This is a genomic window from Stenotrophomonas sp. 3diitr2024 (genome assembly GCF_042136455.1).
Classification (GTDB): domain Bacteria; phylum Pseudomonadota; class Gammaproteobacteria; order Xanthomonadales; family Xanthomonadaceae; genus Stenotrophomonas; species Stenotrophomonas sepilia.
Genome location: NZ_JBHHMJ010000756.1, coordinates 1 through 16,501, shown reverse-complemented (window position 1 = coordinate 16,501; position 16,501 = coordinate 1). Strand labels below are relative to the sequence as shown.

Annotated in this window: 17 protein-coding genes and 1 pseudogene; all 18 read left to right on the top strand. The window is 62.2% G+C overall.

Features of this window, described 5'->3' with window-relative positions:
* Positions 1-59 precede the first annotated feature (59 nt).
* Positions 60-1,115, top strand: a complete 1,056-nt coding sequence (locus ABGA94_RS20005) for a virB8 family protein (protein WP_111127294.1) — start codon at positions 60-62, stop codon at positions 1,113-1,115.
* The gene (locus tag ABGA94_RS20000; RefSeq protein WP_014037652.1) at positions 1,112-1,891 is read left to right on the top strand and encodes a TrbG/VirB9 family P-type conjugative transfer protein; all 780 of its coding nucleotides are present in this window, start codon (positions 1,112-1,114) and stop codon (positions 1,889-1,891) included. The genes ABGA94_RS20005 and ABGA94_RS20000 overlap by 4 nt, the downstream gene beginning before the upstream one ends.
* Positions 1,888-3,159 (top strand): TrbI/VirB10 family protein, encoded by a 1,272-nt coding sequence (locus ABGA94_RS19995; protein WP_069139857.1) that lies wholly within the window; start codon positions 1,888-1,890, stop codon positions 3,157-3,159. The genes ABGA94_RS20000 and ABGA94_RS19995 overlap by 4 nt, the downstream gene beginning before the upstream one ends.
* 14 nt (positions 3,160-3,173) lie before the next feature.
* A complete protein-coding gene (virB11, locus tag ABGA94_RS19990) occupies positions 3,174-4,217 on the top strand; it encodes a P-type DNA transfer ATPase VirB11 (RefSeq protein WP_049415061.1) in 1,044 nt (347 codons plus the stop codon).
* Positions 4,218-4,220: 3 nt separating this feature from the next.
* Positions 4,221-5,204, top strand: coding sequence for a lytic transglycosylase domain-containing protein (locus ABGA94_RS19985; protein ID WP_005417231.1), 984 nt, complete (start codon positions 4,221-4,223; stop codon positions 5,202-5,204).
* A 73-nt stretch (positions 5,205-5,277) separates the two neighbouring features.
* Positions 5,278-5,688: a TrbC/VirB2 family protein gene (locus tag ABGA94_RS19980; RefSeq protein ID WP_069139858.1), complete on the top strand. Its 411-nt coding sequence runs from the start codon at positions 5,278-5,280 to the stop codon at positions 5,686-5,688.
* Positions 5,681-5,989 (top strand): type IV secretion system protein VirB3, encoded by a 309-nt coding sequence (locus ABGA94_RS19975; protein ID WP_019660289.1) that lies wholly within the window; start codon positions 5,681-5,683, stop codon positions 5,987-5,989. Before ABGA94_RS19980 ends, ABGA94_RS19975 begins: the two co-directional genes overlap by 8 nt.
* An 81-nt stretch (positions 5,990-6,070) precedes the next feature.
* A complete protein-coding gene (locus ABGA94_RS19970) occupies positions 6,071-8,518 on the top strand; it encodes a VirB4 family type IV secretion/conjugal transfer ATPase (RefSeq protein WP_111127292.1) in 2,448 nt (815 codons plus the stop codon).
* Between the two features lie 52 nt (positions 8,519-8,570).
* The gene (locus ABGA94_RS19965; RefSeq protein ID WP_053091844.1) at positions 8,571-9,386 is read left to right on the top strand and encodes a hypothetical protein; all 816 of its coding nucleotides are present in this window, start codon (positions 8,571-8,573) and stop codon (positions 9,384-9,386) included.
* A gap of 83 nt (positions 9,387-9,469) precedes the next feature.
* The gene (locus ABGA94_RS19960; RefSeq protein WP_230548534.1) at positions 9,470-10,621 is read left to right on the top strand and encodes a type IV secretion system protein; all 1,152 of its coding nucleotides are present in this window, start codon (positions 9,470-9,472) and stop codon (positions 10,619-10,621) included.
* 39 nt (positions 10,622-10,660) lie between these two features.
* On the top strand, positions 10,661-11,185 hold the full coding sequence (locus tag ABGA94_RS19955) for a DUF4189 domain-containing protein (protein ID WP_080342795.1): 525 nt from the start codon (positions 10,661-10,663) through the stop codon (positions 11,183-11,185).
* 172 nt (positions 11,186-11,357) lie between these two features.
* Positions 11,358-11,687 carry a hypothetical protein gene (locus tag ABGA94_RS19950; RefSeq protein WP_375367974.1) on the top strand — a complete coding sequence of 110 codons (330 nt, stop codon included), beginning with the start codon at positions 11,358-11,360 and terminating at the stop codon, positions 11,685-11,687.
* A gap of 21 nt (positions 11,688-11,708) precedes the next feature.
* Positions 11,709-12,239: a DUF4189 domain-containing protein gene (locus ABGA94_RS19945; protein ID WP_081280890.1), complete on the top strand. Its 531-nt coding sequence runs from the start codon at positions 11,709-11,711 to the stop codon at positions 12,237-12,239.
* A 195-nt stretch (positions 12,240-12,434) separates the two neighbouring features.
* A complete protein-coding gene (locus ABGA94_RS19940; RefSeq protein WP_196769396.1) occupies positions 12,435-12,878 on the top strand; it encodes a DUF4189 domain-containing protein in 444 nt (147 codons plus the stop codon).
* Positions 12,879-13,062: 184 nt separating this feature from the next.
* A complete protein-coding gene (locus ABGA94_RS19935) occupies positions 13,063-14,076 on the top strand; it encodes a hypothetical protein (RefSeq protein ID WP_065178529.1) in 1,014 nt (337 codons plus the stop codon).
* Positions 14,077-14,566: 490 nt separating this feature from the next.
* Positions 14,567-15,103 (top strand): hypothetical protein, encoded by a 537-nt coding sequence (locus ABGA94_RS19930; protein WP_072168087.1) that lies wholly within the window; start codon positions 14,567-14,569, stop codon positions 15,101-15,103.
* 57 nt (positions 15,104-15,160) lie between these two features.
* Complete coding sequence (locus tag ABGA94_RS19925; protein WP_005417198.1) at positions 15,161-16,168, top strand: XVIPCD domain-containing protein; 1,008 nt, start codon at positions 15,161-15,163, stop codon at positions 16,166-16,168.
* Between the two features lie 97 nt (positions 16,169-16,265).
* A pseudogene (locus tag ABGA94_RS19920) lies at positions 16,266-16,501 on the top strand (hypothetical protein); the annotation flags it as partial.

Genomic DNA, 16,501 nt, shown 5'->3' with positions numbered 1-16,501 from the left:
CCCCGCGCCTGTCGCAGGGGTGCCACGCCCATTGATGTTTCAGCAGTACGGAAGAATCCATGTTCCGCAAGAAGGATCCCGGCAATAGTCCCAAGGTCGAGCAGTCGGTCGCCAAGGCGGTCAGCTACGAGATCACCGTGGCCGACATGGCGCGCCGCAGCGAGCGGCGCGCGTGGTGGGTCGCCACGGGCTCGTTGTTGATGTCGCTCGCCCTGGCGGGCGGCTACTACTACATGCTGCCGCTGAAGGAGAAGGTGCCGTTCCTGGTGATGGCCGATGCCTACACGGGTACTGCGACCGTCGCGCGCCTGAGTGGCACCTTCCAGGGCGAGACGATCACCACCAACGAAGCGATCAATCGCAGCAACGTCGCCCAGTACGTGCTCGCGCGCGAATCGTATGACTCGGCGGTGATGGGCCTGCGTGACTGGGAACTGGTGTTCGTGATGTCCACCGATCCGGTGGCGCAGTCCATGCGTGTCCGCTATGCCGGCAACAATCCGCAGAACCCGTTCGTGATGTACGGTCGCGAGCGCGCCATCCGGGTCAAGATCCTCAGCATCACGCCACTGGGGGCCGAGCCGAACGGCAGCTTCCGCGGCGCTTCGGTGCGCATCCAGCGCAGCCTGCTGGACAAGCGCACCGGCGTCTCTACCTACCTGGACAACCAGCTGGTGACGATGCGCTTCGAGTACAACCAGAACCTGGCGTTGTCCGAGCAGGATCGCATCCTCAACCCCCTGGCGTTCCAGGTCACCGAGTACCGCGTCGACAACGACTACTCGCGTGGTGTGCCGGTACCGGATGACGGCGCCATGCAGGCGCAGGCGCAGCAGGCCGCTCAGGCGGCGCAGCAGGGGCAGGGCGCCTACGATCCCAACAATCCGGCCGCAGCCACCATGATCGACCCGGCCACCGGCCAGCCGGTCGCGGTGCCAGCCAACGGTCAGGTACCGGGCCAGGCAATGCCGGGACAGCCTGTACAGGGCCAACCGATGCCGGGTCAGCCGGTGCAGGGGCAAGCAATGCCGGGGCAGGCCATGCCCGGACAGCCGGCCATGAGGCCGGCGCAGAACAATTCCACCGGAACTGCTGATGGAGCAAGCAACCGATGAGTAGTCGAAATATCAGGGGAAGCGCGCTGGCGCTGCTGTCGATGTTGTCGTTGCTGTTCTCAGCAGCGGCGATGGCGCAGGCGGTTGACCACTACGAGTACGAGAAGGACCGCATCTATCCGGTTCGAACCGGCCTGGGTCTGACCACCCAGATCGAGTTGAGCCCGAACGAGAAGATCCTCGACTACAGCACCGGCTTCAGCAGCGGCTGGGAACTGACCCGCCGCGAGAACGTGTTCTACCTCAAGCCGAAGAACGTCGACGTCGACACCAACATGATGGTGCGCACCGAGACCCATTCCTACATCTTCGAACTGAAGGTGGTGGCCACCGACTGGCGCCAGCTGGAGCAGGCCCGCCGCGCGGGCGTGCAGTACAAGATCGCCTTCGTCTATCCCAATGACACGGTGTTCGGCGTCGCCCAGGAAGCGGTCGAAGAAGAGGCCAAGCCGTTGTTGAGCTCGGAACTGGCCAAGGACCGGCAGTACAACTTCAACTACTCCTATTCGACCAGCAAGGCGAAGAAGATGGGGTGGCTGATCCCGGTCAACGCCTACGACGATGGTCGTTTCACCTACCTGAAACTGCCGAATTCGCCGGAGTACAAGACCGGCATCTTCCCGGCGGTGTTCGGTCGTGAAACGGAATACGGTGAAGACTTCGTGGTCAACACCACGGTTGAAGGCAATACGCTGATCGTGCACGGGACGCACCCGTACCTGGTCATCCGCCACGGCGACTTCGTCGTCGGCCTGCGAAGGAACGTGAAGAAATGAGCCAGCAGAACACTCCCGGAAACGACCCGAACAACGGACGCGACGAGAGCCAGAGCCCGTACGGCGCACAGGGTGCCGCGGACGCGCCGTCGAATCCCTACTTCGGCACGACCCAGGCCGAGCCTGCGCCGGATCTGGATGCGGCCGCGCCGCAGCTGCGCTCTGCCGAAGAGCAGCGGTTGAACCGCAAGGCGCTGCTGTTCCTGGGCGGCATCGTGGTGCTGCTGGTGGCCATGGGTTTCCTGCTGTTCCGCAAGGGGCAGGATGACAAGAATGCCGTGCAGAAGGTGCCGGACGTTGCGCGCGTGTCTACGCCGACGCTGCCGGACGCCGTGCAGACGAGTCCGGTGCCCTCCCAGGCCATGCAACCGGTTGATCCGATTCCGATGACGCCGCCGCTACCGCCGCCGCCGCTGGATTCCACCCCGCTGTTCGTTCCCCAGTCCGATTCGGCCCGCGAGATGGACCGTGGCCCGACTTTGCTGGACCGCCGCATCGGCTCCGGGAGCGGGGTGGGTGGTGGTGATGGACAGGATGGCAACGGGGGCAATGGCGGCCGCGGCATGGATGAGTACACCCGTACCATGCTGGCCCAGCTGCCCAACAATCAGGCGGCGCCGGCAAAGGTCCGTCGCGGACCGGACGTCGAGGATGTCTCCAGCGCAACCTACATCCAAAGTCCCGATGCACTGCTGGTGCGCGGCACCTACCTGCGTTGCGTGCTGGAAACCCGCATCATCACTGACCTCGCCGGCTATACCTCGTGCCTGCTGACCGAGCCGGTGTACTCGATCAACGGCCGCAACCTGCTGCTGCCGAAGGGCTCCAAGATCTATGGCGCCTACGGCGGCGGTCCGATGGGCAAGCGCGTGGAAGTGATCTGGGATCGCATCACCACCCCCAATGGCATCGACGTTGCGATGTCCAGCCCGGGCGTGGATCAGCTGGGCGGCGCCGGTCATCCGGGCCAGTACAGCGCGCACTGGGGCAGCCGTATCGCCTCGGCGCTGATGATCAGCCTGATTTCCGACGCCTTCAAGTACGCGGCCGCCGAACACGGTCCGGAGACGACCACCATCGCCAACAACGGCATGACGGTGCAGTCGCCCTATGAGAGTGCGACCGCACGCACGATGGAGCGCCTGGCCAATGAGGCTCTCAGCAGCAACCGTCGTCCGCCGACCGTCACCATCAACCAGGGCACGATCGTGAACGTCTACGTTGCAAAGGACGTCGACTTCACCAACGTGCTGCACCCCCGCCGGTAACCCAACGAACGATCATGGACGCCGAAGTGTCACCCCTCGCCCTCGTCTCCAGCGATTTCCTGCGCTATCAGTACGAAGTGCTGGGCATCGCCGAGTACATGACCTCTCCGGAAGTGACGGAAATCTGCATCAACCGTCCCGGTGAGCTGTACCTGGAAACCCGGGCGGGGTGGCAGCGGGTGGACGTGCCGAGCCTGACCTTCGAGCGGGCCCGGCAGTTCTGCACGGCGGTGGTGAACGAGAGCAACACCGGCCAGCGCATCACCGATGCCGATCCGGTCGTGTCGCTCACGTTCCCCACCGGCCAGCGTGCGCAGTTCGTGATTCCGCCGGCATGTGATGCAGGCAAGGTGTCGATCACCATCCGTCTGCCGTCCAAGCACACCAAGTCGCTCAGCCAGTATCACGAAGATGGCTTCTTCAACCAGATCCTGGAGAGTGATGGCAGCATCAGCGAGCAGGATCGCGAGCTGCTGGAGCTGCGCCATTCGCGCGAGTACGCCGAGTTCTTCCGGCGTGCGGTGATGTACCGCAAGAACATCGTGGTATCCGGTGCGACCGGTAGCGGCAAGACCACCTTCATGAAGGCGCTGGTCAACCATATCCCGGACAACGAGCGCCTGGTCACCATCGAGGACGCACGCGAGCTGTTCCTGACCCAGCCCAATGTCGTGCACCTGCTGTATTCCAAGGGCGGGCAGAGCACCAGCAATGTCACGGCCAAGAGCTGCATGGAAGCCTGCCTGCGCATGAAGCCCGAGCGCATCATCCTGGCCGAGCTGCGCGGTGACGAAGCGTTCTACTTCATCCGCAACTGCGCGTCTGGCCACCCGGGCTCGATCACCAGCTGCCATGCAGGCAGCCCGGAGCAGACCTGGGACCAGCTGGCACTGATGGTGAAGGCGTCAGCCGAGGGTTCGGGCCTGGAGTTCAACGTGATCAAGCGGCTGTTGATGATGACGATCGATATCGTCGTGCATATCAAGGCGCATGCCGGCTCGCGCTACATCACCGGCATCGACTTCAATCCTGGGCGTGCCCAGGGGCAGGAGGGCTGAGGGATGCTGCCAGGACTGGAAATGATGGCGTGCCCGGAGATGGCCGTATCGATGGATGTGATGCAGCACGTCATCAATGTCGAATCGTCGCGCAATCCCTACGCCATCGGCGTGGTCGGCGGTGCACTGGTGCGCCAGCCCAAGGCCTTGGATGAAGCGCTGGCGACGGTGCGCATGCTGGAAGAGAAGGGCTACAACTTCTCGATCGGGCTGGCCCAGGTCAATCGCTACAACCTGGGCAAATACGGGCTGGATTCCTACGAGAAGGCCTTCCAGCAGTGCCCGAACCTGCAGGCCGGTTCGCGCATCCTCGCCGAGTGCTACAAGCGCTCCGGTGGTGACTGGGGCAAGTCGTTCAGCTGTTACTACTCGGGCAACTTCGAAACCGGCTTCCGTCACGGCTACGTGCAGAAGATCTACGACTCGATCCGCCGCGGCCAGCAGGTTGCCAGCAATGGTGTTGCGCCGATCGACGTGGTGAGCCGCGGTGAACGCCGCAGCGTGAAGGTCGAGCATCATCCGCAGCTGGCCTCTCCGGCGCAGGCGCGCATCGTTGCTCAATCCAATGGCCCGGTGTACGTGCCGTCGGAAGATCCGGCACGCGCGTATGTCGTGTATCCCTCCACCGGTGCGATGGCGCGGGGCAGCCTGCTGAACATCGCTGACCAGGCGCTGTCCAAGGTGGTGCTGGGTTCGGTGGATCGGATGATGCAGCCGCAGGCGCAGCCGGCCCAGGCGGGCGCCTATCCGCAGCAGCAGGCCGGCGGCATGCCGCAGCAGCTGCCACAGCAAGGCCCCGCACAGGCGATGGCCATGCCGCAGCAATTGCCGGGCGCGGCTGGCGCCGGCAACGAAGGGCCGGTGATGTTGCGCCCCTGGAGCGAGCGTAACCAGCCTGTGGCCGGTACCGACAATTCGTACAACGCGCCGGTGCAGGCCGCACCGGTGCAACAGATTCCCGCAGGGGATGCGGCCTTCGTGTTCTGACGAAGTCGTGGTGCGGCCAGTCCCCCGGCTGGCCGATTCAGTTGTGTTAGTCCATCAACAAGGAAATCAATCCATGAAGCGATCCAATCTCGACCTCGTCCAGGCCCAGCGCACGCTGAAGACCCTGCTGATGGCCACGATCTTCGTTGGCGCACTGTTCGCCCCGCAGGTGTTCGCCACCAGTCCCGACTTCGGCGGTACCGACAAGAAGGTCTGCGGCTTCTTCTCCAACATCAACGGCCTGCTGAACATGGCTTCGATCGCCGTGGTGACCATCGCGGTGATCTTCGCCGGCTACCAGATCGCCTTCGCACACAAGCGCATCGCTGACGTCGCGCCGATCCTGATCGGTGGCGTGCTGATCGGTGCCGCCGGCCAGATCGCGCGCATGCTGCTGGGCGAAGGCAGTGATGGCAAGTGCGGCGGCGGCACCGGCACCACCTACTACCTGATCAACAACGCGATCCAGTACTACAGTGCATAAGAACGTCGTGTTCCGCGGCTGCACGCGCCCGGCCATGTTCCTGGGCGTGCCCTACCTGCCATTCTTCATGGTGGCAGGTGGGTTGCTGCTGCTCAGCATGTACACGAACTTCTGGTTCCTGCTCACCATCCCGGTGGCGGTCTTCATCATGCGGCAGATGGCCAAGCGTGACGAAATGATCTTCCGCCTGTTGGGCCTGCGCCTGATGTTCAAGCTGAAAGTCCGCAACGTGCAGGAACACGATGGCATGTGGGTGTTCAACCCCAACCATTACCGCGACAAGCCGGCCCGAATGGATTGAGGTCCGGATCCGGCCCGGCGGGCGCAAGCGCCCGTCGGGTCTGTTGAAACTTCTTGGCAGTACCTCTTTGGAAGCAGTCGTATGTTCAGCCCAGACACCTCCATCAGCGAGTTCATTCCATTGTCGTCGCACGTCGCCCCGAACGTGGTCAAGACCACGGGCGGCGACTACCTGCTGACCTGGCATCTGGAAGGGCTGCCGTTCGTCGGCCGTGAGGAGTGGGAGCTGGAGCATCGCCACAACACGTTCAACCGCCTGCTGCAGACGCTGCGTGCTCCCGACTTCGTGAACGTGGCGTTCTGGGTGCATGACATCCGTCGTCGCCGCACGCTGAAGGGCAAGAGCAACTACAAGCAGCGCTTCAACCAGGACGTGTCCGACCAGTACATGGGCATGCTGTCCTCGCAGCGCATCATGCAGAACGAACTGTACCTGACCATGATCTATCGCCCCGTGGTGGCGGGTAAGCGCTTCGTCGAGAAGTCGGCGAACGTGGACAAGCTGCGCGCGGAGCAGGAGCAGGCAGTCGAAAAGCTGATGGAACTGGCCGGCAACGTCGAGGCCGTGATCCGCGACTACGCGCCGTATCGCCTGGGCATGTATGAGGCCAAGAATGGCGTGGTGTTCTCGGAAACGCTGGAGCTGTTCGGCTACCTGATCAATCGCATTGACGAGCCGGTCCCGGTGCTGTCGGCACCAATCAAGGACTACCTGCCGGTCAGCCGGCACATGTTCTCGTCCAAGACCGGTGACTTCGTCATCAATACCCCCAATGGTGCCAACCACTTCGGCGCCATCCTGAACATCAAGGAGTATGCCGAGGGAACTTACCCGGGCATCCTCAACGGCCTGAAGTACCTGGACTACGAGTACGTCATCACCCATTCGTTCAGCCCGATGGGGCGTCAGGACGCGCTCAAGGTGCTCGACCGCACCAAGGGCATGATGATCTCCTCCGGCGACAAGGCAGTCAGCCAGATCGTCGAGCTGGACCAGGCGATGGATCAGCTCTCGTCGGGTAATTTCGTGCTCGGCGAGTATCACTTCATCATGGCAGTCTACGGCGACAGCCAGGCCAAGCTGTCGCAGAACGTGGCCACGACGCGCGCCGAGCTGTCCAATGCCGGTTTTGTGTCGACCAAGGAAGATCTGGCCGTCACCTCGTCTTTCTACTCCCAGCTGCCGGCCAACTGGCGCTACCGCACCCGCCTGGCCAATGTCAGCTCGCTGAACTTCCTGGGCCTGTCGCCGCTGCATAACTTCGCGACCGGCAAGCAGCACAACAACCCGTGGGGCGATTGCGTCACCACGCTGCAGACCACCAACGGCCAGCCGTACTACTTCAATTTCCACGCGACCCATCCGTCAGAGAACTCGCTGGGCGAGAAGGCGATCGCCAATACCATGGTGATTGGTAAGTCCGGTACCGGTAAGACCGCGCTGATCAACTTCCTGCTCAGCCAGGTTCAGAAGTACGAGCCGTCACCGACCATCTTCTTCTTCGACAAGGACCGTGGTGCGGAGATCTTCGTCCGTGCCTGCGGTGGCAACTATCTGGCCCTGGAGAACGGTGCGCCGACCGGCTTCAACCCGTTCCAGTGCGAGAACAATGAAGCCAACGTGCAGTTCCTGGCCGACCTGATCAAGGTCCTGGCCGGCAAGCGTGAGTACAGCGCCCGCGAGGAAGAGGATATCTATCGCGCTGTAGAGAGCATGCTCGATACACCGATGCACCTGCGCAGCATGACCAACTTCCAGAAGAGCCTGCCCAACATGGGTGACGATGGCCTCTACGCGCGCATGCGCCGCTGGACCTCGGGCAATTCGCTGGGCTGGGTGTTCGACAATCCGGTGGATACCGTCGACCTGAGCAAGGCCAATATCATCGGCTTCGACTACACCGACATCATCGACAATCCCGAAGTGCGCGTGCCGGTCATCAATTACCTGCTGCACCGCCTGGAGTCGCTGATCGATGGTCGTCCGCTGATCTACGTGATGGACGAATTCTGGAAGATCCTGGACGGCGAGGGTGGCCTGAAGGAATTCGCGAAGAACAAGCAGAAGACCATCCGTAAGCAGAACGGTCTGGGCATCTTCGCGACGCAGAGCCCGGAGGACGCGCTGAAGAGCGATATCTCCGCCGCGCTGATCGAACAGACCGCCACGCTGATCCTGCTGCCGAACCCGAATGCCAGCAAGAGCGATTACATGGACGGCCTGAAGCTGACCGAGGCCGAGTTCAGGGTGGTTACCGCCCTGGACGAGCGCTCGCGCTGCTTCCTGGTCAAGCAGGGTCACGCGTCCAGCGTGTGCCAGCTCAACCTGCGCGGCATGGATGACATTCTGTCGGTGATCTCGGCGTCCACTGACAACATCGACATCATGCATCGGGTATTGCAGACAGCTGCGGTACGCGCACGGGTGACGGTGGATGAGCTGACGCCGGAACAGTGGCTTGAAGATTTCTACAAGAATCGAAAGGGCTCGGGCAAGGCGGCTGTCGCAGCGCGCGACACTGTTACCTGATCCGCGAGACGGCCTGCCCGAAGACTACGAGTTCCGATCAATGGAGACTGATATGAACAATACCAAGCAAGCTTCCTCGCCCCGCCGCCGCGCGCCCCGTCTTGCAGCGATGACCGTGGCAGCCATGATGGCGCTCGGCACCGGCAATGTCAGCGCCTGGATTCCCGTGCAGGAGACCGGTACCAGCCTCATCCAGCACCTGCTCAATCAGATCAACACCTACAAGACCGAGGCGACCGTCTACGCGGCCAAAGCGCAGGACGCGGCCGAGTACGTCGAGCAGAACACCCGCTGGATCCGCACGCTGGAGCAGTATCGCCAGGCGCTGATCCAGGTGCAGGCGGCGGTGAACAGCTTCGGCATGCCCGACAGCGCGCCGCTGGTGCCGGTGGCACCGAACTATCTGGTTGCCGAAACCTGCGGCAAGGCGCTGGACTTCAGCCTGGAGTCCGCCTTCAAGGTGTTCGTGTTCAATCCGCAGGCGGATGTGAAGGAGCAGCAGATGCAGATCTGCGTCAACATCCGGATGATGCAGAACCGCAAGTACAACGACGCGATCGATTTCCTGACCCAGACCGTTCCGCGCATCAACAACTCCTTGACCCGCATCCTCAAGATCCGCTTGACCAACAACGATCAGGGCACCGTGCAGGGTGCCGACAGCGAATCGCTCCGCACCGCCAATGACATTGCCGCACTTGCCCAGAGCTGGGAAGCACGGATGAAATCCTATGATGCCTATATCGAGGTCATGGAGGCCAACCAGAAGGTGGTGGCGCAGGCCGCATTGAAGGGGGACCCGACCAAGCAGCTGATCAGCGACATGGTCAAGACCACCGCACTGAAGGCCGCGCTCAGCGTCAAGTGATTGCAGGCCGCTAATACGTAGACATGCGCTGCAAAGCAATGCGGCATTTCATGCAGTAACGGAATTACCAAGGGATTGTGGAAATGACGATCAGGTGGCTGGCCAACTTTGATTTCTCAGGCGGATTGCAGGATCTGCTGGGCTACGCTGTGCGTGTCCAGTCGATCGGCGATTTCGTCTTCTTCAAGCTGATCATGGATTACCTGCGCGACAGGATCAGTGACTACGGCATCGACCTGATGGGGCGCATGATGTCCTGGGTCGGTGGCATTGCCCTGGTGCTGATGACGCTGTGGGTACTGATCCAGGGCTTCCGGATCGTCACCGGCCGCAGCCGCGACTCCATGATGGTGCTGGTGACCAATATGGCGCGCGCGGCGTTGATTGTGAGCGTTGCCACCAGCATGGCGATGTTCGGCAGCAACCTGCAGAAATTCCTCAACGAGGACGTCAAAGGCCTGATCACCCACGTGGTGACCGGCAAGGACCAGCAGCCGGAAGACCAGATCGACAAGAGCCTGGCGTGGATGCAGGTGGCGCTGTCGAGCATTGATGGCATCAAGATCCTGAATGATCCAGGGTTGCAGGCGGACAAGACCCGGGCGCTGTGGTTCATCGGCCTGGGCACGGGCGGCCCGGCGGTCACCGCTGGTGCGATGTTGCTGCTCTACGAGGTCGCGCTGGCGCTGTTCATCGGCCTGGGTCCCTTGTTCATTCTGTGTCTGCTGTTCGACCAGACCAAGCAGCTGTTCCAGCGATGGCTGTTCTATGGCATCGGCACGATGTTCTCGATGGCGGTACTGGCAGCGATGGTATCGATCGCGCTGGACATGGTTATCCGTGTCTCGACCGCGTTCTGGTCCACCGCCTTGGTCAACAAGTTCCTGCTCGAAGGCGCCTCCAGCGACGGCATGACCAGCCAGGCGATGCAGCAGGGCGGCATGGGCCTGATCCTCACGACCCTGATTCTGACTGCGCCCCCAATGGCGGCCATGTTCTTCCAGGGGACCTTGGGTGGTTTCGCGCCATACTCCCAGATCGGTGGATCGGCAGCGGGCCAGCCGGGTCCACAGGGCCAGCCGCCGGGTTCGTATACGCCGGCAGCGCCTGCCAAGACTGAGGCTCAGAGCAGTACCGTTGAAACGAATCAGATGGTAAGGAGTTCGTCGTCGCAAGGCTCATCTCCTAATCCAGGGCTCGCGCCGGATCACCTTGGTGCGGCGAGGAATAAGTGATTTTTAGTATTAGTTTTAGTCTCAAATTAAGAGGTGCTGATGCCTATTTCATACAAAATTTCACTGATGGTGCCTGTCTTGGTCTGTGTAGCCTTTGCACTCTCAGGAGAAGTGAGCGCGGAGGGCAGATGTCCGCCTGGCCAGTATCCAATAGGGGACAGCCGCGCTCCAGGCTGCGCTCCAATCCCTGCTGGTGGCGGCGGAGCTGCGGAAGGACCGCGTGCCACCGGCCGTTGGATAAAGACATGGGGAGCGATTGCAACTTCTTCTACCGGCGCCTCGGGAACAGTCACTGGTGAGGTTAAGAAATCAGACGCCGCGAAGAATGCAGTTTCTGAATGTGCTAGCTCAGGGGCGCGTGATTGCCGAGTTTCGTTTACCTACAAGAATCAGTGCGCTGCGGCGGCTGTTCCTAGCTCTGGAACCCCTGGGACTAGCTTTGGCAGTGCAGCTACGGAAGAGCTTGCCAAAGGCGTAGCTACTAAATTGTGCGATTCCCGCGGCGGACGTGGCTGTGATGTTGTTTACTCAGCCTGCACAGAGCCAAAATTCGAAGCGTTTTGACGCATCGATAGTTGACATCCCGATGGTGGCGCTGGCTGCAGCGCCCATAATGGCGATCTTCTTCCTGACTGGCATCGATGATCTCAATCGCGCTGTACATGGTGTCTCGGCAGCGCTCTGATCGACTGCGTCGGTCAACAAGTTCCTACTCGAAGGCGCCTCCAGCGACGGCATGACCAGCCAGGCGATGCAGCAGGGCGGCATGGGTCTGATTCTGACGACGTTGATTCTTACGTCGCCGCCGATGGCCGCAATGTTCTTCCAGGGCACGCTGGGTAGCTTCATGGCCTATTCGCAGATTGGCGGCTCGCCCGCTGCACAGCCGGGCCCTCAAGGGCAGCCGCCCGGCTCTACTGGCGGCTCCTCGTATAAGCCCAATGCTCCCAGCAACAACCAGGCGTTCGAGACGCCAGCTCAGAGCTCGATGCCACGATTTAGCGGTGCAACGGATGCACCCGCGCAGGCCGGGCAGCGTGGCAATGCTCCCGCAGTAAATGTCTGAATCAGTTTGTGGGGTATTCCAATGCGATTAAATCGTGGCTTTCTGGCTTTCGCTCTGACATTCCTTGTTCCATTCTCAGCCTACTCTGAAGGAGGGAGTTGTCCTTCAGGGTTTTATCCTATCGGAGGACAGGGTGTGCAAGGGTGTGCGCCAATACCTGGCGCGTCTTCCGGTGCCGCTTCGGGGACTGTGGACTCCCCGCCGGTTCCGACCGGGGAGTGGCTCACAACTTGGGGGGCCGTCGCGGAATCTCCGACTTCGAATTTGGTTGGAACCTCGGCAAACAAGAGGAGTAAGGACGCCGCTGAATCCGACGCAATTAGAAAATGCGCGGCGGAAGGGGCGAGGGACTGCAGGACTACTGTGAGCTATTACAATCAATGTGTCGCATATTCCGCTCCATCGACAGGCAAAGGTCGGGGCTCCGTGAATACTGCAGTGGACATTGATACTGTGAGGGCCAACGCACTTCGCAGTTGCAGAGATACTGGTGGCGGTAGCTGTGTGATCGCCTATTCGGAATGCTCAAAACCCGTTTTTCGTGAGTTTTAAGCGCACGTCTGCCAGGTGAAGATGCGGTTGTTTTTGAGTGTCTAGGATGATGAGTTTACATGCTCGGGTTCATTGTGGTGCTGGTCCTGGCGTGGTCAACTGCATCAAAATCCCATCTCGCTGATTGGCAATAGCTACGGAAGATTGGCTCAAGCCCTAGGGTTCGGCAGCGGCGTTGCCGATGTCGAATCTGGTGTGAGCCTCGCCGAGCCCGTGCTGATCGGACAGGGGGTTGAGGGTTGTGCCCCAATTCCAGATGCATCTTCGGGTGCGTCCGTAGATGTGCCTGCAGCGCCCACAGGCGAGTGGGTGACGCGGTGGGGAGCGATTGCTGAATCCGGTAGTTCTACGCTCGTTGGTACAAGCACGGGACAGCCCTCAAAGCTGGACGCGGAGCGACAAGCGATTACGAGGTGCCAAGCGGAAGGGGCAAAGGACTGCCGTGTGGCCATTAGTTACTACAATCAGTGCGTGGCGTATGTCGTCCCGTCCTCTAGCCGGGGCAAAGGATCAATCACTTCCGCGGTGGATAAATCAACTGCCATAGCGCTGGCAAAAGAGAAGTGTACGGATGCACAGGGGGGCGCTTGTGCCGTGGCCTACTCGGAGTGCTCACTGCCTGAATTTCACAGCTTCTGAGTTTGGTCGTGCATGCTTTGCCTTGCAGGCGTGGCGAAGCCGTCGCGCTCCCTTTGTCTTCGCATCATGGATGCCATTCGGCATTGTGCTGAGGGTTGGCGTCGCTCGAGGCGACGCGCCAGGTCGAGCTATTAGGCGCCACCCGCGATGCCGCAAGTCTTCGCGCCATTGGAAGGAACGAATCATGCAGAATCCAGGCCGTGTTGCCTTGCTGATTGGCGGACTGCTGTTCGCTTCGCTGGCACAAGCCACTGATAGCTGGGTCATCTTCACCGGTGGCGAAACGCCGAACCGCGAGGCATGGGTGGTCGATACGCAAACGCTCGCCGACCGCTCGGATCTGGGCGGTTTTCTTCAGCGTGCCACGCCGGCAGAGCAGAACGCGTACCTGAAGCAGTTGCGCCGCAGGAAGCCGCCAAAGCCCGGTGAGCCCGTTGCTGGGCCGGAGCCGGTGTACGAGATCCAGGTCGATACCGTCTACGAGAACGCGACCAAACCGAATCGATTGGTCAGAAAGTACTGGGTGAACTGCTCACGGAACACCGTGGCCATCAGGACGAGTCTGATCCAGTGGCGCGATCGGCCAATGGAGAACGACCCTCCGGATAAGTTCGAACCGCGAACCGAGGCGATTGCTCCTTGGCAGGTGCAACTGGTGCGTTTTGCCTGTCTCGTGGGGCCTGATCCCAAGGCCAAGGTGCCGGCGGAAATGATGAAGCGTGGCTTCCTTTCCATCGGTGACGCCGGGCAATCGCCTGTGGATTTCATCTGGGCCAGCCTGTGGAAGGACGGCAAACGCCCAGCATTCACCTATCGGCTGACCGACGCTGAAATGGATCGGACTGTGCGTAGCCTTGAAGCGACTGTGGCGCGCGGCCAGAATGAAACCAGCAGGGCTTTGGATGAGTCGCGTCGCGCAGCGAACCGAGTGGGTCGCAACAATCTCATGGACCTGTGGATCGGCAAGACAGAGCAGGAATTCGTGCGGAAGTGGGGCCCACCGGATCGTGTGGAGCATGGGGCCGATGGTTTGCGCACGTTGTACCTGCATCGTGGCGAGCGTGTGCAGGGGTTGAATGCTCATGGGCATGTCGTCAGTGACGTGAACAATCGATGCGATATCACGGTGCTGGCGACGGACGGCTACGTCCGCGACTACGCCACACAGGGGGCCGCATGCGCCCAGCAGTTGCGCTGATCGCGATTGCTGGCCACGACGCGCGGATACAAGGCGCGTGCAGGATCCAGTACCCATCCGCATAGGCGACGCAGACCTTCCGTGCAACATCGCCCCGGCCGGACCAGACCGTATGTGGGAATGCGAGTCATACCTGCGGTGCCATCCACCGCGTGTCTGATTGTCGGATAAGCCACCATTCACGTTAACCGCGCTTTTTATGTGATCAAGTGCGCTTTTCATTCCAAGCCCCCTTCGACGAGCGCCGCCTCCTCGAAGTAAGCTGCGTGTGCGTCAAAATCCCGACGCACAGGTGCCATCGAACGCAGGAGCTTTCCCGTCCATGAGGACTCTGACCCGCCGCGTTGCGGATGACGCTTGCCACCATCGCGGTTGCCGTGGGCTCGGGGCTATCATCCGCCATGGCGGCCGCAGGGCACGTGCGAGGCATCGCCCCGTTTCCGGCCTCCGCTCGGGAACTGGCAGGACGGGATTGAAGGAGTTGCAGGGGATGGAGAAGGGGAGTGGCGTACACATGGACAATGCCTTGGCGTTCGTTCCGTCCGGCGCGAACCTGCTGGAAGCCGTGCGCGGTGATCTGACCGGCAATGGTTTCCAGGACCAGCTGCTGGTGATCGACCAACCTCCTCCGGAGGGCTTGCTGCCCGGCGAGCACGGTCCCAACCGGGTGCTGTTGCTGCTGCTGGGCGACGCCACGGGTCGATGGCAGTTGGCGGCGCGCAACGACAAGCTGGTGCCGTGTTCCACCCGGGGAGGCATTGCCGGCGATCCCTTCGCGTACGTGACCATCGAGGATGGTGCGTTCAGTGTGATCACCAACGGCGGCAGTCGCGAACGCTGGAGCAGCGTCTACACGTTCCGGTATGCACCTGCCGAGCAGGCGTGCTGGGTGCATGGCGTGCAGCGCAAGGTGGTCGACACCGAGACCGAGGCCACCCATACGCGTGACTTCTCGGCCGCCGAACTTGGCCGGGTGCGGTTCGAGGATTTCGATCCGTCCGTCGTCGCCGACGTCAGCTTGCCCTGAGTGCCATGCCGGTGAGGAGGCGGGAGTATCCAACGATGATCGAGCAGGAGTTTCACCGTGTCGCAGGATAGGGAGTCGCAGCTGTTGCGGCAGGCCACGGAGGCCGGCATGACCTCGTCCCGGGAACTGGCCAACTTCATGGCGCAGGCCGGGCACGAGTCCCGTGGCCTGAGCCGGCTCAATGAAAGTTTCAACTTCACCCGGGGTATCTCGCAGATCCCGGTGGAAGCGGCGTGGCGCAATGGCAATGGTGCGCTTGAGAGCGCGCGCCAGGAGGCGCTGCGTGGGCGGCCGGAGAACCTGGCCGAACTGATGTATGGCGGGCGTATGGGCAATGACGCGCCTGGCGATGCGCTGAAGTATCACGGCCGCGGCTATCTGCCTCTGGTCGGCAAGGAGAATTACGAGCGTGCCGGCAAGGCGCTGGATCTGGACCTGGTGAATCACCCGGAACTGGCCGCGCAGCCCGAGCACGCAGGCCGCATTGCCGTGTGGCAGTGGCAGACGCGGGTGCCGGAAGCGGCGCGCGAGGACGTGCGCGAAGCGACGCGCGCGATCAATGGTGGCCTGAACGGCATCGAGGCCCGCCAGCAGCGATTCGAGGTGTGGCAGCAGAAGCTGACGCCTGATGTGATGGCGCGGCTGGAGCGGGGCGAAGTCGGGGCGCCGGCCCAGCAGGCCACCGTGCGCGACATGTCGCAGCCTGGCGCGCCGGGGCATGCCCTGTTCCAAGGCGCCCGCCACCATCTGCAGCAGATGGGACCACAAAGCGGTCTGCGCAGCGTGCAGGAACTGGACAATGCTGCCGGCGCACTGGCGCTGAGCGCGCAGAAGGCGGGGATGTCGCGCATCGATCATCTCCTGGCTGGCAACGACGGCCGCACGTTGTTTGCCGTGCAGGGCGCGCTGGGTGACCCGGCCATGCTGCGCGCTTCGGTCGAGCGCGAACAGGCGGCACAGCAGCCGCTGGCACAGAGCAGCCAGCAGTTGGCCGCCAGTGTCGCCCAGCAGGACCCCGCGGCCGCGCTCGCCCGCGAGCAGGAGCAGCGCTCTCGATCCCTGTAGCACCTGATGCCGGCGGGCAGAGTGCCCGCAGGCGCTTTACGTACGACGCGTGGCGCCCTGTGGCGCCGACATGGAAACCCACTCGTAAGGACACCACATGCGAATCGTTCCCTCGAATACCCGGCACGCCGCTGCCCGCTGCACTGCATCCGTGCGCCGCCTGCCGCCGCTCTGGCTGCTGTCACTTGGACTTGCCGCAGCGTCGGCACAGGCTCAGGAGGCAGCGGCACCTGTGGTGGAGACGCCCCCCGCTGCCGAGGCTACCGTTGAGGCGCCTGCAGAGGCGGCGGCCGTTGCAGCGCCCGCGGCGGCCGACGCCGTTGTCGCGGCGCC